This window comes from Bacillus sp. 3a (assembly GCF_017161885.1).
Taxonomy (GTDB): Bacteria; Bacillota; Bacilli; order Bacillales; family Bacillaceae; genus Bacillus; species Bacillus safensis.
Window position 1 is genome coordinate 87,246 of sequence record NZ_CP067376.1, and the last position, 21,852, is coordinate 109,097.

Here is a 21,852-nt window from a genome sequence, read left to right on the forward strand (position 1 = left end):
TTTTTGCTTAAAATAGATCCATTAGCTTTTCAAGTTCGTCCATGGTGAGATCCTCATCCCCCACATCACTAGGTGTGATCTGACTCTCATCCTGTGATAGACAATGTGAGATCAATGCCTTCACATTCTTTTCCAAGAGTTCCTTGAACTGTTCGATCGTACGTTCTTCGAATTCAAGGTGATGATAGGATATCGTCACATGGAGCATGGCTTGTTCTACGAAACCAACAATATCCAGCGCATGAGGTTTCTCAGATTCAGGGCTCAGCGATTGTCCTGCATGCCATGGAGAACGCCTCAATTCACCGCCGCCGATCTGTTCATCAAATTGACCAAGATAGTTAAAGCTGATATCTGGTGTGACTTGAAAATCGATATCGTCCTTCATCTTGTCAGGCGTTAAGTATTTTAAAACGCCATAGCCGATGCCCTTGTTCGGAATGTGTCTGAGTTCCTCTTTTAAATACTTGATCTGATAAGAAAGATCGTCTGCATGCGACATATCCAATAACACAGGATACATACTAGTAAACCAGCCGATGGTCCGTGATACATTGACCGCAGGAAGGATGTCCTCTCTCCCGTGTCCTTCAAGATGAATAAAGTGTCTGTCTTCACCTGTCCACTCTTTCATGGATAACCCTAATGCCGTCAGCAAAATATCATTGATTTCTGTTTGATAGGCTTCATGTACATCCGTCAGCAGACTGCGTGTTTCCTCTTCAGACAATGCAAAACGAATGGTCTGTGTATGAAGCATTCGTTGATCCTCCGTGACATGGTCCTTTTGAAGCGGAGGAACGGAATACGCAAGCACCTTTTTCCAATAATCTCTTTCCGATAGCAGCTCATCTGACACAGCGTATTCAGTCAGCTTCTGGGCATATTCTTGGAAGGAGTGTGTTTTTTCAGGAAGGGTAAGAGTTTCCCCGCGTTTCGACTGTTCATAAAGAGCCATGAAATCTTCAAGGAAAATGCGCCATGACACACCATCAATGACAAGATGATGTACAGCCAGCAATAAATGATCCCCTTGATCGGTTCGGAAAATGGCAGGTCTCACTAAAGGCCCGTCTGCTAGCGATATACTCGCCTGCACTTCATTTGCCAGCTTTTCTACCTGCTGTATCTGCTGTGACAGCTCTCCTTTTACTTCCACCACATCAATTGCCACATTATTTTCCTCGATTCCTCGATGACGTTGGATGACGCTCCCTTCTTCGAGCGGATACACCATTCGCAATGCATCATGATGAATCATGAGCTGTTCCAGTACTTGCTGAACGTTTTTCTCATTTAAACCATTTGGCGCATGAAGCATCATCGATTGGTTCCAGTGATGCTGATTCGTAAAGTTTCGTTCAAAGAACCAGCGCTGAATTGGTGTTAAAATGACTTCTCCTTCGACAGGTGATTGGTCTGCTGTGAGAAGATCGGCTTCTTCAATATATGGGCGAAGCTCCGCAATGGTCGGATACTGGAATAGAAGTTTCATATCGAGCTTCCAGCCTGCTTGCGTGAGTCGGCTTGCCATTTGGATGCCTTTAATGGAATCTCCGCCAAGGAAGAAGAAATGATCGTGAATGCCGACTTGGCTGACGCCAAGGACATCTTCCCAAATGCCGCAAAGCAGTGTTTCCACTTCGTCTCTTGGTGCTTCGTATACCGTTTGGTTCGCTTCGATATCAGGAGCTGGCAATGCTTTCAGATCGACCTTTCCATTGGCCGTCATTGGAAATTGGTCTAGTTTTATGATCCATGATGGCACCATGTATTCTGGTAACGTGCGTTTTAGGCTTTCTTTTAAGTTCTCTGTATCTGTATCGTTCTTCGTGATCACGTAAGCGGCAAGGGCGTCCTGATCACTTGCATCTTTGACCGTGGTCACGACAGCTTCTTTGACCGAATCCAGTGTCAGGAGCTGCGCTTCAATTTCTGACAGCTCAATACGGAAGCCGCGGATGTTGACCTGATGGTCTATTCTGCCGAGATAAATTAGCTCACCAGCGTCTGTCCATTTCACTAGATCGCCTGTGCGGTACATGCGCTCACCTGGATAAAATGGATCTGGGACAAATCGTTTGTCGGTTTCTTCTGGAAGATTCCAGTAGCCTCTTGCCAGTCCTTTTCCTGCAATCACGAGCTCACCAGGTACGCCTGGCGGCGACAGGTCGTATAAAGAACCCATGATGTAAAAACGTGTATTGGCAATGGCTGTTCCTATCGGAATCGTGACTTGTTCTGGATCTATGACTCCACTTGTCGCTACGACAGTATTTTCAGTTGGACCGTAGTTATTGACGAGTTTGTATGGAACAGGCTTCACTTGTTTCAGCTTGTCTCCGCCTGTTAGTAAATAGCGTAAAGAATGGTTGTCCATTGACATAAACTGCTCGCATAACTGAGTCGGCAGGAAGGCAATGGTGATGTTTTCTTTATTGAAATACGCATTGAGTTTGATCATATCGAGACGAATCGCTTCGTCAATAATGTGCAGCTCTGCGCCGGCGATCCACGTTGGGAACATCTCCCAAATGGAGGCGTCAAAGCCAAAGCCGGCATATTTCGCAGTTCGATCGTCTTTCGTCACTTGGAACGCATCATTGTGCCAGAATGCAAGATTCACAAGGGACTGGTGCTCGACCATGACACCCTTCGGCTGTCCTGTCGTCCCGGACGTGTAAATCATATAAGCGAGATCCGTTGGTTTGATATGAACCTGAATCTCGTGAGCATCTCCCTCTACCGCATCTTCTATGAACAGGACATGACCTGTGAATGAAGATGGCGCAGTGAGTCCTTTTTGCATTAGAAGTACTTCTGCCCCGCAGTCTTCCAGCATGTACGCAATACGCTGCGCCGGATAATCTGCATCAATTGGGACGAATGCCGCACCTGCCTTGAGAACGCCAAGAACAGCTGCCGTCATATCAAGGGACGGACGGGTGAGAATACCGACGCGGTCTCCTGGTTTTGTGCCGTTTGCGATGAGTCTCGAAGCGACTACATTCGCCCGGCTGTTCAACTCTTTATACGTCCAGCTCGTTCCGCAGAAGGTTGCTGCTTTTTGGTGCGGTGCGTCTTGTGCCTTAGCCTCAATCAAGGCATGAACGGTTTGATCTGACGGGACGTCTAGAACAGGACCTGACCATTCGTTCAGCTGTTTTTGCTGCTGCTGCGGTGACAATAATTGCATTTGATCTAACGATTGATCTGGCGCTGACACCATTTGTTCCAGCAAATGAAGAAAATATTCTTTCCACTTTTCAATTGACGTCTTTTGAAAGATAGAACAATTAAAATCAAACACGAGTTCAATTTGATCTGCGGATTCGTTTCCAGTTAAGGTCAAATCAAATTTGGCAATATTCTCTTCGAATGGCTGTGGTACAATGTGAAGCCCATCCATTGATAAATCACGAATATCCGCATTTTCCATTGAGAATACCACGTCAAAAATTGGATGACGGCTTGTGTCGCGAACCGTTTGCACCTGATCTACCAATTCTTCAAATGGGTACAGCTGATGCTCATTTGCTTCTAACACAAGCTGATGAACATTTGACGCAAATTCAGCAGCTGTCTGATGTCCTGATGGTCTTGTTCTAAGTGCCAGCGTGTTCACAAACATGCCGATCACAGATTGAATATCAGGATGGGTTCTGCCAACAACCGGAGAACCAATGATGATATCCTCTTGTCTTGAAAGCTTGCTTAAAAGAATACTGTAGCCAGCAAGCAGGACTGTATAGGTCGTACTGTTGAGCGCTCTAACGAGTTCGTCCAATTTCGCTTTAAGCGAACCTTCGATTGTAAATGAGACACGATCTCCTGCGAATGTTTGCACTTTTGGCCTTGGCAGATCTTCTGGCAGTGCCAGCACAGGCAGCTCCCCTTGTAATTGATCCAGCCAGAAAGCCTCTTCAGCTGCTTTTTGCACAGCAGATGCCTCACTTTTTGACCAAACTGCATAATCCTTATATTGAACAGGTAATTCCTCTAGTTTGTCTCCTCGATACAGGGCTGATAGCTCCTCAATTAAAATGCCAACAGACGCACCATCTGAAATGATATGATGCATATCAATCAGTAAATAATGGACATTTACAGAAACGGAAACCAGCCCTATTCTGAGTAAAGGCGCTTTTTCTACATCAAATGGCCTGATAAAGTCATTCATTAATTCCTGTATGTCCCGGCCGTTCTGTTCAATTTTTTCAATGTCTACAGAGACATTTGTTTCAATCCGTTGAACAGGTTCATTCTCAACAAAATCAAAGCTCGTTCGGAAAGCTTCATGACGTTGGACTAGCTGATCAATTGCCTTTTCAAATCGTTTTTCATCAAAGGCGCCTTCTAGCTTTAAGGCAGCCGGCATATGATAGCTTTGCTCCACATCAGTCATTTTCTCCAAAACAAACAGTCTTTTCTGAGCAGATGTCACTGGATAATAGGACGCCTCTTTGGCAACTTCTACTCGATTGATCTCCGTTTGATCCGCTTGATCAACCGCAAGGGCGAACGCTTCTAAAGTTGGGGATTCAAATAAAGACTTCAAAGTGAGCTCCACCTGCATCTCTTCATATAGCCTGTTCAGCATTTTCATGCCGCGCAGCGAATGGCCCCCGCATTCAAAGAAATGATCGCGCCTGCCGATTCGCGGCACTTCAAGAACTTCCTCCCAAATGTTCGCCAGCAGACGCTCTGTTTCTGTTTGAGGAGAGGTGTATTCATTTGCCCCCTGCTCACTGAGATCAGGTGCCGGCAGCGCCCGCCTATCGACCTTGCCATTATTCGTCAAAGGAAGCTCGTCTAATTGCATGAAAAATGCCGGCATCATATATACAGGCAGTTCACGCCCTGCTTGCTCGCGCAAATCAGATAATGAAACAGATCCTTCTGCTGTGAAATACGCACATAAGGTGTCATTCGAAGCAGCAATGACGACAGCTTCCTTCACCTGAGGATGCTGCAGCAGCTGGTGTTCAATTTCCCCAAGCTCGATACGCTGTCCGCGAATCTTCACTTGATGATCGATGCGTCCAATGAATTCAATATCTCCATTCGGCAGCCAGCGTGCAAGATCGCCCGTTTTATACATGGCCTCTCCAGGACGGAAAGGATTGTTGACAAACTTTTCGCTTGTTAGTTCTGGCTGCTTATAATATCCTTTCACCAGTCCATCACCAGCGACACATAGCTCTCCCGCCACACCCGGCGGCTGAACATGTCCAAACTCATCTACAATATAAACAGCCGTTTGACTCACTGGCTTTCCGATTGGGATGGATAACGCCTGCTTCTCAATATGATTCACAGGATAATATGTGGTGAAAATTGTGCTCTCAGAAGGTCCGTACATATGAACAAGTCTGTCTTTCCCAACTGTCTCAAGTGCAGTCACTACATGAGGCACAGAAGCACGTTCTCCGCCAAACAGCACTTTTCTTACGTTTTTCAGGCTGTCTTTTTTCATATCGATGAGTAAGTGAAAAAGAGCTGTTGTGATCATTAAAATACTGACTTTTTCCTTCTCAATCGCTCCCGAGAGCTCATTCATGTTTAAAATATGATCCTTTGGCAGAACAATGAGTTTCGCTCCGTTTAATAATGCACCAAACACATCAAACATAAAGGCATCAAATACATAGTTTGAGAGGCTCATCACCGTGTCTTCATGATGAATGGTGAGATAATTCGATTGCTTCACCGTTCTCAAAATGTTCCGGTGTGTCACCATATTTCCTTTAGGCTTACCGGTTGTACCTGATGTATAGGTCAAATTCGCCAAGTCCTCAGGTAAAATATGAGCATCTATAGGGCTGTCTGACTGCTGAGCAATCGCTTGATCTTCTGTTTCTATGATGGTTCCCTCAAATGCAGTGAGCACCGAGCGATGGCGCAGCACTTGATGTGTCAGTAAGAATTGTGCACCGCTGTCTGTTAAAAAGTGCTTCACGCGCTCATCAGGGAAATCGGGGTCAATTGGTACATAGACACCGCCAGCCTTAAGCACAGCCAAAACAGAGAGCACCATTTCATTGGAACGTTCAAAGAATAAGGCCGCTTTCATCCCTTTTTCAAAACCATTTTCACGCAAATAATGAGCAAGCTGATTCACTCGGTCATTCAGCTCTTGATAAGAAAGAACCACATCTTCACATTTCAATGCAGGCTGATGACCATACTGCTGCACCTGTTTTTCAAACTGCGTCATAATGGTTTCTTCTGCTGGATAAGGCGAAGGTAACGGATTCCACCTATTTAACTGAGCTTCTGCTTCTTGTTCAGACAGTAATCGATAGGATTGAATAGCTTCCTGCGGCGCTTGAACCATCTGCTCCAGCAGATAAACATAATGTTTCATCATCTGCTCTGCCGTACTTCGTTTAAATAGCGCCGTACTGAAATCAAGTACAAAGGATAAACCTTGATCGGACTCCATCGCTTGCAGTGTTAAATCAAATTTCGCAATATGGAAATTGGTTTCTTCAACCTCGACCAGCATGTCTCCAATATGCTGGGCTGCTCCATGATCCGGCGCGAGTGTAAAGACGGTGTCAAACAATGGATGACGGCTAAAATCTCTTGGCACATTCAGCTTTTCAAGCAGCCGTTCAAATGGATATTGCTGATGCTCAAATGCCTGCATTGTCTTTTTCTTTACTTGCTCAATCAGCTCAGACATGGTTCCATTCGGATCTACCTCAGACCGCAAAGCAAGTGTCTGGACAAACATACCGATCATGTCATTCAAATCTGTATGCACACGCCCTGCCGCCGGTGTTCCGACCACGAATTCCTTTTGACCTGTATATTTGGCAAGCAGTGTATAGTAAGCAGAAAGCAAGACTGTATACAGTGTCGTGTGATGGTTTGCTGCAAGCTCCTGTAATTGATTCTTTAACGCTTCATCTATTTCTTTGATGACACGATCACCTGCGAAAGACTGGACAGCTGGACGCTGATAATCAGTCAGCAGCTGTAAAGCCGGAATATCACCCGAAAATTCTTGCAGCCAAAATGTCTCTTCTTTTTGAAAGCCTTGGTGCTGTTGCCAAACAGCATAATCTTGATATTGAAGCTTCAATGGTGCTTTATCCGATCCCTCGTAAGCATCTGACAGCTCACGCAGCATCAAATCGATCGAAAGACCATCTGAAATCAAATGATGCATATCGAAAAAGAGCAAATGCTCCTGATTATGCAATGACTGCAAACCAATTCGAAGAAGCGGCGCACACTCAAGATCAAAAGGTCTGACAAATTGCTGCATGTTTTCTTCCATCGTACCGCCTGTCAGCTGTTCTATTTGAAAGGACACTGATGAAACGATCCGCTGACGAGGAACACCTTTTATCGTATGAAAAGAAGTGCGCAGCATATCGTGACGTGAAATCAGCCTGTCAAAGGCTTCAGTCAGCTTCTCAAGCTGCAGAGTTCCTTTTAACCTCACAACAGCAGGCATATGATATGCAGTGCTTTGCTCCAATTGACTCACCATATAGACGCGCTGCTGTGGAGGCGACAATGGATAATGATCAGCAGCCGGCGCTTTTGGTATCACCGTTTCAGAAGACCTTTCTGCTTGCTCAATATAAGCAGCTAGAGCAGCAATTGTCTGCTGTTCAAATAAAATGGAGAGCGGCACCTCCACTTCAAAGTCTCGCTGAACCTTGGTAAGTACGGTCATTGCTTTGAGCGAATGCCCGCCTCGATCGAAGAAAGAATCATATACACCGATCTTCTCTTGATCAAGAATGTCTTCCCACAAATGAACAAGCTTCGTTTCTATATCGTTTCTAGGTGCCGTAAAAACAGCATGTACCGCTCTATCACCTTTTAACGCAGCAAGTGCACGACGGTCGACTTTGCCGCTGACTGTGAGTGGAAAAGCATCGAGCTCCTTGAAATAAAGAGGCATCATGTACGCTGGAAGCTGATGTTTGATAGCCGCTTGCAGCATGTCAACAGACACACCTTCATGACGAGCTTGATAATAAGCACTTAACGCTTTTTCTCCATCCGCTTCGTCAACCACTAGCACGACTGCCTTATCAACTCCATCTACCTGCTCCATCACAGCTTCAATCTCGCCTGTTTCTATCCGGTAACCCCTTATTTTCACTTGATCGTCCATTCTGCCAAGATAATCAATCGTGCCATCTGGAAGCCATCTGACTAGATCCCCCGTTCGATACATCCGCTCATGTGGAGAAAACGGGTCTGCTGTGAATACCTTCTCCGTCAATTCAGGCTGATTCACATAGCCTCGCCCAACACCTATACCGGCAATGCACAGTTCTCCAGCAGCCCCATGCAGCTGCAATTGATCATGTTCATTTAAAATATAAATGCGATGATGACCAAGCGGTTTTCCAATCGACACATAGCGCTGTTCAGTTGATTCGCTCAGCTCACTGAGATTCAGGCGATGCACCGCCGCATCCACACACGTCTCAGTTGGACCATACACATTCCATAGAGTAAAATCAGGCTGACTCATACGAACTGCTTCAATGAGTGAACGTGCTGCTTTCGCAGGCAGCGCTTCTCCCCCAATCAACATGTGCGTCAATGACAGCCCGTCCAAATCCGCAGCAAGTAAAAGCTGCACATGCGCCGGTGTTCCATCTGCCGCTTCAATTTGATGTTTTCTGTAATAAGCCGCTAGCTGCATGCCATTTCTCGTCGTTTCTCGCGGGATGATATGAAGCGTATGTCCAAATAAAAGGGCAGCAAAGATTTGTTTGACCGATGCATCGAAATGGAATGGGGCTATAAGCGCCATTTGTAGCTCATTCGCCCCTTGATACATCTCATGATGCAAAGCATGGACCAAATGATGAAGCTGAAGATGCTCAATCATGACGCCCTTCGGCTTTCCAGTTGTACCCGATGTATAAATCATGTAGGCTAAATCCTCCGGCTCCGTCTGATCTACAAGCTCAGGCAGCCGTCCATCATCTAATAATATTTGCTGCAGCACGATCAATTTTTCCGAAAGGGCTGGGTACTCTTGAATGAACGATTCCTCTGTTAACACAATAGAAGCACCTGAATCCTCCACAATAAATTGAATGCGCTCCTCAGGTAATGCCGGATCAATTGGTACATATGCCCCGCCAGCCTTTAGTATGCCGAAGACTGCTGCCATGGCATCTGTCTTACGCTCCATCAAAACAGCAACAGGCACATCACGTGAGATACCTTTCATTTGTAAAAAACGAGCCAGCTTTTCTGCCTGTTGTTGCAGCTCTCCATAAGTAATTGTTCCATCTTCCGCTACAACGGCTGTCCGGCCTGCATATTTGTTGGCTGTCTCATCAAACAGGTGATGAACCGGTTTTGCTGCTGGCCTTTCAAACGATTCTCCTTCAGATAATTGCAGCAGCTCCTTTTGTTCACCTGCTGAAAGTAAAGGCAGTGTCCCGATCAGCTGATCAGGCTGAGAGACGGCCGCTTCTAGTAATATCAAGAATCGATCAAACATCTTACTCATTTCTTCTTCTGTGAATACATCTGTACGGTAATCCAAATCAATGGTCAATGTATCAGTATCCCAGCGGTCTTTCACATGTATTGAAATATCATTCATTCCGCTCCCGCTAAAAATCGGTTCAGTAATGAACGACAGATTCTCTTTTTTCTGCCACTGCATCACCTGATACTCTAAAGAAATATCAAAAAGGCGTCCTGTAAACCCTTCTCTTTCCCGCAAATCATTCATGAGCAAATTGTAAGGGTACTTTTGGTGTCGCAAGATCTTCATTTGATCCGCCATGACCTGCTTGACGAAATCAAGAAACGATTGCGACCCTTGTACAGATGCACGCATTGGAATCGTAGATACAAACATCCCAATCATCTTTTTTTCTTTGGCATTCGTCCGGTTGCCCATAAAGGTTCCAAGAACGACATCCTCCATACCGCTAAAGCGATGTAAGTAAATATAGACAGTGGACATAAACATCGAAAGCATACTGACTTTCTGTTCTTCACAAAAAACACGAAGCTTCTCCTTTAAAGAATCTGGAACATCCCCTGAAAATCGCTCCGCATGCAAACTCATCTCGTATCCCTTATGCGGTTTTAAAGATGCGAAGTCTGGAATATGAGCAAATTGCTCATTCCAAAAAGCTTGGTCTTTTTGAAAACGTTTAGAAGATTCATAGGTCTGCTCACTCATGATGTGATCAACGAAGGAGATCTCCTCAACTGGCGAGATGTCTACTCCTTGCAGCATGTCATGATATAAATCAATAATGCGATTTCCCATTAAAATGATGGAAATACCATCCGCGACAATATGATGTGCTTTACAGAACAGCCAGCACTCTTGATCACTGATTTGAAACACCGTAAATTCAATCAAAGGGCTGTCAATCAATGGCATCGGCTCACGAATCTGCTCGTTTGCCCAAACCCTTACTTCCTCTTCACTCCAGCCCTTTTCCATGCGAATCGGCTGTTTTTCATAAGGTTTGATATATTGAACAGGCTCCTCTTCTTCATCTCGATACACGAGCCTCAGCCGAAGAGAGTCAGTTTGTCGAATGTACGCTTGAAGCACATCGACGACCAAAGTCGGATCGAGACCAGATGCTGATCTCAACCTGGCGAATCCACCCAAATTAGAAATACTTGTACCTGGATAAAATCTTTCCGTGTAGAATACTCGCTTTTGCGCATGTGTTAAGGGGTAATAAACTATATTCATTCTCATCCTCCGCCTCTTCTATGTTTTCTCCACCAATTTCACCCTGCACCCTCTATATCAAAAGAACCAAGTCTATTTCATTAAAATAGACGGTTAAACAGAAAAGGAGCCCACCCCGAATAAAACGGAGGGACTCCCATTTTCATTCGGTAGCCTGCCGACCTTAGCAAAAAAAGAATCATTTACCTTAGGACATGGCTTTGCGTCTCTATGTTTCCATAGATTTGCCTTTTTCTTCTTTTCTTTTAGATATTTTCTATTTACGTCCACTTTATATGAAAATATTGTTTTTTTCACCGAAAAATGGGTGTAAAGATTCATGCGTTATACCGAAGGGATCCTGTGAGAATTGACGATATTTACCGAAAATAACTAATAATAGTTGCGTTCAACCGAAAATAATCGACTAAATACCGCAAAAATTTCATATTTTCCCTTAAATTTTGAAAATATGACCGAAAATGTAGGATAGAGGTCTCCTTGCGTTCCCCGCAAATTCTTAAATCTTAAGAACTATATTCCCTAAAAAAATGAATTTTTTTACTGTAAAAACAACAAAAAAAAGAGTTGTCATTTCAAATGACAACTCCTTGTTTCTTCATTATATTTACATCACCTTAGACAGACCAATCGTTTTTTCAATAATGAGCAGCGCAATGATAGAAATGATAATAAATATGACAGATATCGCATTGACACTTGGATCAAAGGTCTGCTCAATGTAATTAAAGGTCCTGACAGGAATTGTAATGGTTTGAGGAGAGGAAACGAACAAACTGATCGATATTTCCCCAAATGACGTCACAGCTGAAAACACCCCTCCTGCAATGATTCCCGGCTTAATCAAAGGTAATGTGACTCGAAAAAACGTGCGAATGGGTCCTGCGCCAAGATTCATCGAAGCCAGCTCAAGCCGCGGATCTAAATTCGAAACACTCACGCCTACTGTTCGAACCACATAAGGAAAACCAATGATGACGTGACCAATGACGAGCGCCCACAAAGACCCTGTAAAGCCCATAGCCGTAAACAAGTAAAGCATTGCAATCCCTAACACCACCTGAGGAATCATGAGAGGTGACAGAATGAAAGCTTGGACAGCCTCCTTTCCCTTAAAGGAAAGCCTTGCTAAAGCATACGATGCCATTGTCCCTAAAAGAACCGTGAGAGGCGTCACGATGAACAGCAGAAACACACTGATCCGAAGAGATTCCATCCATTCTGGATTTGACACGACCTCATGAAACCAGCGCACAGAGAACGAAGTCGGTGGAAATTCAGGAAAGGCATTTGGACTAAAAGCAGATAGGACGATCACAAGAACAGGTATGGTTAAAAAAAGATAAACCAATGACCCAGCAGTCCAAATCAGGATGGAAAGCAAGCGGTCACCTATTGACTTATTACGCATGCATCCTCGCCTCCCAACGCTTCAATAAATAGCTTAATAGACTGACTACCACAAGCACACAAACCAATAATGTAAAGGACATAGCCGCAGCAAGAGGCAGATTATACACCTGCATGACCTGCTGATAAATTGACAGCGGCAGCAGCGGCTGCATCCGTCCGCCGACTAACAGCGGGGTGATATAACTTCCTGCTGCCAGTGAGAAGACGATGATCGCGCCAGTCACCATGCCTGGAATGGTCAGTGGTAAGGTGACATGAAAAAAGGTTCGAATCCGGCCAGCTCCAAGACTCATAGAAGCCGGTCTTAAGTGACGATCCATATCGGTTAAGCTTGTTGCGATCGGCAGTACTGCAAATGGCAGCATGACTTGGACATAGGCAATAATGACCGCATTCATATTCCACAGCATCGAGAGCGGCTTCTCAATCACCTGTAAATCTAATAACATGCCATTGATCAGACCATTTTGCGAAAGAAGAACAATCCATGCAAATGTCCGAATCACAACACTTGTCAAAAGCGGCGACACAAGTAGGATATAGAAAAATGCCCGCAGACGCGGATTAGGTGCTTTGACGAGCACGTATGCTGCGGGGTATGCCATCAATAAACAAATCACCGTTGTCTGCAAAGCCACCCACACAGTACTTCCAATCGCCTTTACATATGCATCTGTCGTGAACACATGAATATATTGAGAAAAGCTATACGTTTGTAATGTATTCATCATCGAATCGACATCGCGAAAACTGAGAACGAGCATCATCACCAGAGGAGCTAGTAAAAATACTACAAGAAACAAACAGGCTGGCAGCAGCATAAACCAATGAAATCGTTGATTCTTTTTCTTGATTCGCATCACGTATGCACCTTCGAATCTAAGAAAACGATATCTTCAGGCTGCCAATGGATATGGACGGTTTCTCCAACTTCAGGCAGTTCGGGAAATGCCGCATCAGAAGCATGGACAATGATTTCACCATTATCAAGCCCCACAACCAAACGTAATGAATGCCCAATATAGCTCACATCTGACAGCACGCCTGATACATGGTTCGGCTTTACTTCCTCCCGCTCAGAAGAGATGCTAATTCTTTCAGGACGCAGCATAAGCAGTTGCTTTTCCCTCTTCTCTTGATGTGCAGCAGCCTGCAGCTGAAGATGCTGACCGCTTGAATGGGTTACATGCGGAACTGTAAATGCCGCATCAGCTTCATTGTACACGGCCTCAAAGATGTTCACCTGTCCGATGAATTCAGCTACAAATCGATTGTTTGGCTGGCGGTACACCTCTAAAGGCGTCCCAATCTGCTGAATTCTTCCCTCTCCTAAAATTCCAACCCGATCAGAAAGGCTTAAGGCTTCCTCTTGATCATGTGTCACAAGAATGGTTGTAATCCCGACATCCCTTTGAATATTTCGCAGCTCTGTCTGCATGTTTTTTCTTAGTTTGGCATCTAGGTTGCTGAGCGGTTCATCAAGAAGGAGAACAGACGGCTGAATCGCCAGCGCTCTTGCAATCGCTACCCGCTGCTGCTGACCACCGCTTAATTGGTGGGGCATCCGTTTCGCAAATGCCTCTAATTGAACAAGAGACAAGCTTTCCATCACCTTCTCTTTAATTTCCGCCTTCTTTTTCTTTTGAACCTTTAGCCCGTACGCCACATTATCAAATACAGTCAGATGTGGAAAAAGTGCATAGCTTTGAAAAACCATACCTGTTTTTCTTTGGTAAGGCGGCAAAGCTGTCACATCCTGATCGCCAATATAGACGACGCCTTTTGTTGGTTCTAAAAAACCGCCAATGATGTTTAATAATGTTGATTTTCCGCAGCCGCTAGGACCAAGAAGGGAGAAAAACTCTCCCTCATTCACCGTAAGACTGACATCGTTGAGAGCAATCTGCTCACCGAAGTGCTGACTGATGTGTTCTAAATGAATTCCACTCATGCGATCACCTATTTTCCTCCGCCTAATACTTCGTTCCATCGATTTGTCCAATTGCCAAGCTCAGAGGTCGCTGTTTCATAATCTACCCACGTCAGCTTGCTGTAATAATTTTCTCCAACTTTCACTTTCCCCTTAATCTTGTCATCGTATTTCACATCAGAATTCGACATGCCATAATAAGATTTTTCCGAGAAAGCCTCCTGAGCTTCTTTTCCACTTAAGTAGTTTAATAGTTTGTACGCCGCTTCTTCATGCGGACTTCCCTTCGTTAAAGCCCAGCTCGCAACAGCTGCAACAGCACCTTCTTTCGGATATGAAAAACCAATATCCATGCCTTCTTCTTCAAGTGCAAATACTCGTCCGTCCCAATATGGAACAGCCGCAACATCCCCACGTTCTAACAAGGTTTGAATCGATCCTGGGTTATCTGGAAAAGCAGCAACATGACCTTTTAACTGCGCGAGACTTTTAAATGCTTTATCAATATCCTTAGGATTTGATTCTGTCCCCCCTTGCGCATGAACAAGTGCAGAGAAAAATTGCAAACCGGCTGAATAAGTCGGAGATGAAATGGCTACCTTCCCTTTCAGCTGACTGCTCCATAGGTCAGTCCAGCTGTTTGGTTCCTGCTTGACGAGGTCTTTTCTATAAGCAATACCAAGCTGCCCCATACTAAAACCTGCTGCATATTGTTTTCCATTCACAGTAAGCTTCTTTTGGACAGAACGGTAAAGCTTTTTGACGTTCGGCGCTTGATCTTCATCAATAGGCGCAAGAACGTTTGCCGCGATACCTCTTTGAATCGTATCAGGCTGTAAGATTAGTAAGTCATATGGTGGATTTTTCCCATTTGACGCTTTTAATTTTGTAAACCATTCAGAATCCGCCCCAGAGACGGTTTGCACTTTAATTCCTGTATCTTTTTCAAACTTTTCGAGGATTGGTTTGATATTCTTTTCCCAATCGCCTCCATATACGCCAACAATCACAGTCTGCTGCTGTTTGCCTTGATCCTTTCCATTTCCACCACAAGCGGTCAGCAGTACAACGATTGATAGGATGCCTGCAAAAATAGCGATTAATCTTCTTTTCATGATTCATTTCCCCCTTTTTGTCCATTCATTTGACGAAGTGCTTGAGTAATATCTTTCGTTGTTAACGGCTCTTTTCTATGACTGAAATGTTGATGAACTGCATGTTTATAGTGCGTACGTTCATTAGCCGGATAGGAACGAAGCTTAACGGCTAGCTCACTGCTGGCTTCGTCCGTCCATACTTTCTCATAAGCTGCTCTTTGTTCTCCGAAATCCCACACGTCAGTAGATGGAGAATGATTAACCTTTTCACGTACCCTGCTCGTCTGCTCCTCATCAATCTTCCATTCATTTTGGTCTAAATATATTTTCACACCATATTGCTGCAGCGCTCTTTCTTCACTTAATAGACCTGCTTCCACTTCCTGAAGGACTTTTTCTTTCTTCCTGTCAAATGGATTCCCCCAGCCGCCTCCACTTGGTGAAATCAATTGAACGATATCGCCTTTATCAAGTCGCAAGACATCTATTTTGGGCTGGTCTTGTTTCTCACCATTAGCTGTGATCAGCTTGACCTCACCAACCGCTCCTGCTCGGCCGCCCATTAATCCCCAAGGCTGAAACTTCATCCGTTCCATTCCTCGTGCTGTCACCATCGATTCAGGCTTCATCATTTCAAATTCCAAACCAATCGCATGTCCGCCTCGATTTTCACCAGCTCCACCTGTATTCGGCAGAAGCTCATATCGGTGAACATGAATATCAATATGCTGTTCCAAACTCTCAATTGGGGTATTCTTCAAAAAGCCTGACGAATGATCAATACCGTCCACTCCATCAGTACCATTTTGAGCACCTCCGCCTCCGCCTAATGGTTCGACAACGGACATTTTCTTGCCACCCGTTTGATCATCAGGTACAGAGAGAACCACAATGGCAGATTGACCTGCACCTGCTGCCGGCACTGCTTCAGGTAACAGCTTACCAATGGCGCCTAGCACGACATTGTACAGCCTCATCGTAATCGAATGACGAATCCCGACAGAAGCTGGGTATTCTGGATGCACCAGCGTTCCTTTAGGAGAGATCACGTCAATTGGATACGTTATTCCACCATTAATCGGTATAAAAGGGTCCTTACTAATGATGTAATTAATCAACCCTTGATAAAGAAAGGAATGCTTCTGACCATTTGTAACAAGGTTAAAGGCTGTTTTTACTTGCGGGTCACACTCAGAAAAATCGAGCGTCAGCCTTTTTCCTTTGATCGTTAGCTTGATTTTCAACCGAATAGGGACGTCTGAAATCATATCATCATCTAAATAATCAGCAAATTCACTCGTTCCATCCGGAATAGCTTCAATGACCTTTCCAGCACGATCCTCGGCTTGCTTCAGCAAGTCTATCATTCCTTGTTTCACTTCGTTTTTTCCGAATTTCTCAATCATTTCTTTTAACCGAATATCTGCTGTATTCACTGCAGCAATCATCGCATTGATATCACCATCATTTAGATGACTAGCACGGCTGTTAGCTCTTAAAAAGGTACGTACGACCTGATTCTCTTTTCCGCCTTCATAAATTTTTACTGGCGGAATTCTTAATCCTTCTTGATGAACATCCGTTGCTGTCGGTGAAATACTCGAAGGCACAAGTCCACCCACATCACTGACATGAACAAAAGACCAAGCATAGCTTACGATTTCATCATCTACAAAAATCGGCTTAATGATATGGACATCTGGCAGGTGAGTCGCCAAACCATCTGTCGTATAAGGATCATTAGTGATGATAATGTCTCCTGGCTGCATCGGTCCGCTTTCTTCAATCGCTTTTTTTAGACTCAGCCCTAAAAAGATCGTCACACCCACTGTCTTCGGATAAACAAAGAAATCTCCAGAAGGCGTGGCTAATGCTGTCGCAAAGTCAGCAGATTCTTTGACGAAGGTCGTAAATGACGTTCGTTCAATGACATGTCCCATGCCTGATGCAATCGCATTAAAATAACTGCGCATCATCTCAAGCTTTGCTGGATCAGTTCTCATAAAGCTGCCTCCTTTGAAATCACTAAGTTACCTGATGGATCAATGCTGCCTGCCCAGTTTGGCAAAATTAATGTTGTTGTATCATCCTGCTCAATAACAGCTGGTCCATTTACAATAGAACCTACTGACAGAGTATCCCGGTTATAAACCGATGCTTCGTATTCTTTTTCCTCTATAAAGATTCGTCTATATTCATATGGTTTCAAAGACTGTCCGCCGCTTTCATGAACAGGTGAAAAAGGCAGCGGAGGCGTCTCGCCTATGACTCGAACGCGTAAATGAGTAAACTCGATGTTTGCCTGATCATCCCTATGACCATATTGTCGTTGATGCAGTTTGTGAAAGGCTTCAATGAGTTGGTGGATGTCTTGTTCTTGTTTTAGCCAATCAATCGATAATGGCAATTCAATCTCAAATGCCTGTCCTTGATAACGTGCGTCTGCTAATAATAGAATGGATGTCTGATTGATATGCTGAATGTCCTGCTGGCTGACCCAATCAGCCGCTTTTCGCGACAGCTTCTCATAATCTTGTTTTAGTTGGTTGATCGAATAGTCTTGTAAGCATATTTTCTTCGACAGCACCGCATCATGAATAAAGTCAGCGGTCAGAGCACCTAATGCACATAATGTACCCGGACTCGGAGGAACAACCACATTTTTCGCATGAATTTCTCTCGCAAGAAAATTCGCCACAACCGGCCCTGCTCCGCCAAACGCCAGCAAACTAAAATCTCTAGGGTCAAATCCTTGCTGCTCCATCACATTGCTTAATTCTGTGTACATATTGGCTACGGCTACTTGAATGAGCTGGTCAGCCGCCTCTTCAACCGTTTTGTTGAGCTGATCAGCAATTGGCTGAAAGGCCTTTTTCGCCGCAGACAACTGTAATTGTAAATGTCCTCCGGCAAAACGTTCTTGATTGAGATAACCGCATATAAGAAACGCATCAGTTAAAGCTGCTTTTTCTCCCTTTCCATACGAAGCTGGTCCCGGATTTGAGCCAACTGATTCTGGCCCCGCTTTTAGAAGTCCGCCCTGATCAATCCATGCTACCGAACCTCCTCCTGCTCCTATTGAATACATCGCAACAGATGGGAGAATAATCGGAAAGCCTGAAAGCTGATTGGATTGCGCCATTGTAGGCTGTCCATTTTGAATAATCGAGATATCTGCACTCGTCCCCCCGACATCAAAAGTGATCAGGTTGGGTTCACTAGCTGATGCTGCAATTCTCGCCGCACCGATGACACCAGCTGCCGGACCAGAAAAGAGAGTCTTAACAGGCGAAGTTGCCGCACTTTCTGCATCCATTAAACCACCATTTGATTGTGTAATGTATGGAGAAATTGGTACACCTTCTTCCTTCAAACGACTTTTCAGTGTTTGTAAATACTGTTTCACCTTTGGTTGAATGTACAAATTAACAACAGACATCACTGTACGCTCGTATTCCCTCATTTGAGGCCATAATTCAGATGAAGTAAGGACTTCTAACTGTGGATAATGATGATTGATATAGGCTTTTGCCTGTAATTCATGAACTGGGTTTTGATAACTATGTAAAAAAGAAATGACGATGCCTGCTAGATTTTTAGATATAACATGCTGGACTGCATCATCTAACTGCTGCAGATAGAGAGGGTTTTTGATCGTACCATCGTGTATCAACCTTTCAGAGATTGGATATACATGCTTCCGAGGTATCAATGGTTCTGGCAAACGAGAATTGAAGTCATAAGGAATGGGTAGTCGTAAACGTTGAAGTGACAATATATCTTGAAATCCTTCTGTCACAAAAAGGGCTAAATCTGCTCCTTTTCGCTGCAATAATGTATTAAGACCGATTGTCATTCCGTGAACGAGGTATTGGATGTTGGATAAATCAACACCTCTTTTTTTTAGAAGATTTAACCCATTGATAATACCTTGGGCTGGGTCATCAGTCACTGTGGGTGTCTTGAGTTCAGTCAGCTCCCCTGTTGCTTCATTTATCAACGATAAATCAGTAAATGTTCCGCCTATGTCTATTCCGAGCCGGTATGAGACATCCGCCATTTGTACTTCCCTCCTACAATGTAATTAGAATCATATTTTGATAAATTACGACATTTTTTGATATTTGACTCCATATTATTAAAGCAGATCGGTCTAGTCAATTTTATTTTTTTGAAATTTCTGTGTGTTAAATTCTTGAAATTAGCTCAAAAAGCAGTGATAAAGCCATTTTGGATGAGCATAATCGTTTTATGATCTACAAAATTAAAATTTTTATGAATTTCTACAAAAATGAAAAACAAGAAATCAAGTAAAATCTGTTTTTTGAATTTTAAAAGGCGTTTTTTCAAAACCAGGAGAAATTGGTAAGTAATTCTGCTATACTTCTGTTTACAAAATACGCAAACAAGAAAGAGAGCCAGCACCTATGAAACTTCTTAAAATGATTCTCTTGCTTTTATTGATTGTTATTGGTGTAGCAACAGGCTATATCCAGCTGGAGCAAGGGAAACAAGAGACAGCGAATTCATCTTATGACAAAACGATTCATTTTCCATCAGACCGCTATCCCGAAACAGCCAAGCACATAGAAGAAGCCATTGATGAAGGTCATTCATCCATTTGTACAATTGACCGTAAACATAGTGATGAGCAGAGGGATCGATCATTACATGGCGTTCCAACAAAGCGCGGGTATGATCGTGACGAATGGCCAATGGCAATGTGCAAAGAAGGAGGCACAGGAGCTTCTGTCAAATATGTACGCCCTTCTGATAATAGAGGCGCAGGCTCGTGGGTAAGTCATCAATTATCGGATGATCCTGACGGCACAAGAATTCAATTTATCATCGATTAGCAGCCTTTCCCTTTTCTATATTAAAAAAATTTTCACATGACTGCATGGAGGTATTTTAAACACTTTTTTCATGCCGATAATCCTTAAGGAGGGATATCCTACCTTATACCTAAAGGAGTTAAAAAGCATGAAGAAAAAGGGAAAACTGAGGCTTGGCGCCAAAATTTTGCTGATCTTTTTAAGTGTCCTCATCATCTTTTCAGCAGTTGTTGGTTATGTGGTGAATCGCGAGATGACAGAAAACATCAAGCAAATGGCAACTGAAAAAGCAAAAGGTGATTTAAAACTAGGCTACGCCTACCTGAATGAAAAAGTAGAAGGCGCGTGGCAGATTAAAGAGGACAAGCTATTCAAAGGAAATACGCAAATGAATGATCATGACACATTGGTTGACCAATTAGCCGAATATACCGGTGATACAATCACGATTTTTCAAGGAAATACCCGCGTTGCTACGAATGTCATGTTAAACGGGAAACGAGCTGTAGGTACAGAAGTCTCTCCTGAAGTGAAGACCACTGTTTTAGATAAAGGAGAAAACTATTACGGCACTGCAAATGTTGCCGGGAAAGACTATCAAACGGCTTATATGCCGATCAAAAATGAAGCAGGCGAAACAATTGGTATTTTTTATACTGGCGCCAATCAAAGCATGATTTCACAAATGCTTCAGTCATTCTATATACAATTTGTCATCGTCCTTTTGTTAAGTCTGATCGTTTCGGTCATCATTATTTCTATTTTCACTAAACGGATTCAGGCACGCCTCAAGCATATGGCTTCTGCGATTAAGATTGCAGGCGAAGGTGATTTAACCATCAATGTGACGGATACTGCTGGTGATGAATTGTCTGATCTGGCTGGCCATTTCAATAAGATGCGTGAAAAACTAAATCAAACCATTCTAAATGTCATGAACACGTCTGAATTAGTGGCCACATCCTCTGAGCAGCTGTCAGCTAGCGCAGAAGAAACGAGTGCAGCATCAGAAAAAATCACCTACACGATTCAAGAAGTGGCACAATCTTCAGAAGAACAGTCCACTCAAATGACAGCCAGTGAGCACACGATGATTCAAGTATCAAACGAGCTGGCAAACATCACTGAAAATGCAGGACAAATGGCTTCAAGAAGTCACTCCGCACAAGAAGTGGCCCAAAAAGGTGTACACAATATCAGTGAAGTTCATTCACAAATGACGTCTATTGCAAAATCAATTGAAGAAAACGGTACAGCGATTCAAGCGTTGGAAACACGTTCAGCTGAAATTGATCATATTTCCAAAGTCATTACAGATATCGCCAGCCAAACTAACCTGCTTGCTCTTAATGCAGCAATTGAAGCAGCACGGGCAGGTGAGCATGGAAAAGGGTTTGCTGTAGTCGCAGACGAAGTGAGAAAGCTCGCTGAAGAATCTCAAGCATCATCAAACATGATTTCCCATCTCATTTCTGAAATTCAAAAAGAGATGACTCATTCGACGAATGCCATCAAACGAGTAAGAGAGGAAGCGGCTCAAGGGGCTGTACTTATCTCTCATACAGAGGAATCATTTCATGATATCCAGCAGTCGATGAGAGAAATGGCGAATGGCATTAAGCATTTATCAAGTGCATCACAAAAAATCGCAGCTTATACAAACGATGCGAAACAGTCTTTTGCGTCTATTACAGAAGGCGTGAAACGAACGAGTGAACATTCACAGCAAGTAGCCGGTTTAACAGAAGAACAATTTGCTGCAATGGAAGAAGTAACAGCTTCATCAGAAGCGCTTGCCCATTTAGCAGGAGATTTAAAAGCAATGGTCTCGCAATTTCACATCTAGATCCCACACCA

Annotated in this window: 9 protein-coding genes and 1 riboswitch; of the genes, 2 read left to right on the forward strand and 7 right to left on the reverse strand. The window is 43.8% G+C overall.

The annotated features are described in order from the left end of the window. Nucleotides 1-7 precede the first annotated feature (7 nt). The 7 genes from JJ692_RS00270 to JJ692_RS00300 form a co-directional block, all read right to left on the reverse strand. Nucleotides 8-10,720 (reverse strand): non-ribosomal peptide synthetase, encoded by a 10,713-nt coding sequence (locus JJ692_RS00270; RefSeq protein ID WP_206534107.1) that lies wholly within the window; start codon nucleotides 10,718-10,720, stop codon nucleotides 8-10. A 145-nt stretch (nucleotides 10,721-10,865) separates the two neighbouring features. Next, nucleotides 10,866-10,959: riboswitch (cyclic di-GMP riboswitch) on the reverse strand. 368 nt (nucleotides 10,960-11,327) lie between these two features. After that, nucleotides 11,328-12,131, reverse strand: coding sequence for an ABC transporter permease (locus tag JJ692_RS00275; protein ID WP_133744740.1), 804 nt, complete (start codon nucleotides 12,129-12,131; stop codon nucleotides 11,328-11,330). Then, the gene (locus JJ692_RS00280; protein ID WP_024424299.1) at nucleotides 12,124-12,993 is read right to left on the reverse strand and encodes an ABC transporter permease; all 870 of its coding nucleotides are present in this window, start codon (nucleotides 12,991-12,993) and stop codon (nucleotides 12,124-12,126) included. Before JJ692_RS00280 ends, JJ692_RS00275 begins: the two co-directional genes overlap by 8 nt. Then, nucleotides 12,993-14,084 (reverse strand): ABC transporter ATP-binding protein, encoded by a 1,092-nt coding sequence (locus JJ692_RS00285; RefSeq protein ID WP_206534108.1) that lies wholly within the window; start codon nucleotides 14,082-14,084, stop codon nucleotides 12,993-12,995. The genes JJ692_RS00280 and JJ692_RS00285 overlap by 1 nt, the downstream gene beginning before the upstream one ends. Nucleotides 14,085-14,092: 8 nt before the next feature. Further along, the gene (locus JJ692_RS00290) at nucleotides 14,093-15,178 is read right to left on the reverse strand and encodes an ABC transporter substrate-binding protein (protein WP_024427273.1); all 1,086 of its coding nucleotides are present in this window, start codon (nucleotides 15,176-15,178) and stop codon (nucleotides 14,093-14,095) included. Beyond that, nucleotides 15,175-17,163 (reverse strand): hydantoinase B/oxoprolinase family protein, encoded by a 1,989-nt coding sequence (locus JJ692_RS00295; protein ID WP_206534109.1) that lies wholly within the window; start codon nucleotides 17,161-17,163, stop codon nucleotides 15,175-15,177. The genes JJ692_RS00290 and JJ692_RS00295 overlap by 4 nt, the downstream gene beginning before the upstream one ends. Further along, the gene (locus tag JJ692_RS00300; protein ID WP_206534110.1) at nucleotides 17,160-19,220 is read right to left on the reverse strand and encodes a hydantoinase/oxoprolinase family protein; all 2,061 of its coding nucleotides are present in this window, start codon (nucleotides 19,218-19,220) and stop codon (nucleotides 17,160-17,162) included. The genes JJ692_RS00295 and JJ692_RS00300 overlap by 4 nt, the downstream gene beginning before the upstream one ends. Before the next feature lie 367 nt (nucleotides 19,221-19,587). Between JJ692_RS00300 and JJ692_RS00305 the strand changes: the two genes are divergently transcribed. After that, complete coding sequence (locus JJ692_RS00305; RefSeq protein ID WP_024424305.1) at nucleotides 19,588-20,016, forward strand: NucA/NucB deoxyribonuclease domain-containing protein; 429 nt, start codon at nucleotides 19,588-19,590, stop codon at nucleotides 20,014-20,016. Between the two features lie 127 nt (nucleotides 20,017-20,143). Next, the gene (locus JJ692_RS00310; protein WP_206534111.1) at nucleotides 20,144-21,841 is read left to right on the forward strand and encodes a methyl-accepting chemotaxis protein; all 1,698 of its coding nucleotides are present in this window, start codon (nucleotides 20,144-20,146) and stop codon (nucleotides 21,839-21,841) included. Nucleotides 21,842-21,852: the final 11 nt, after the last annotated feature.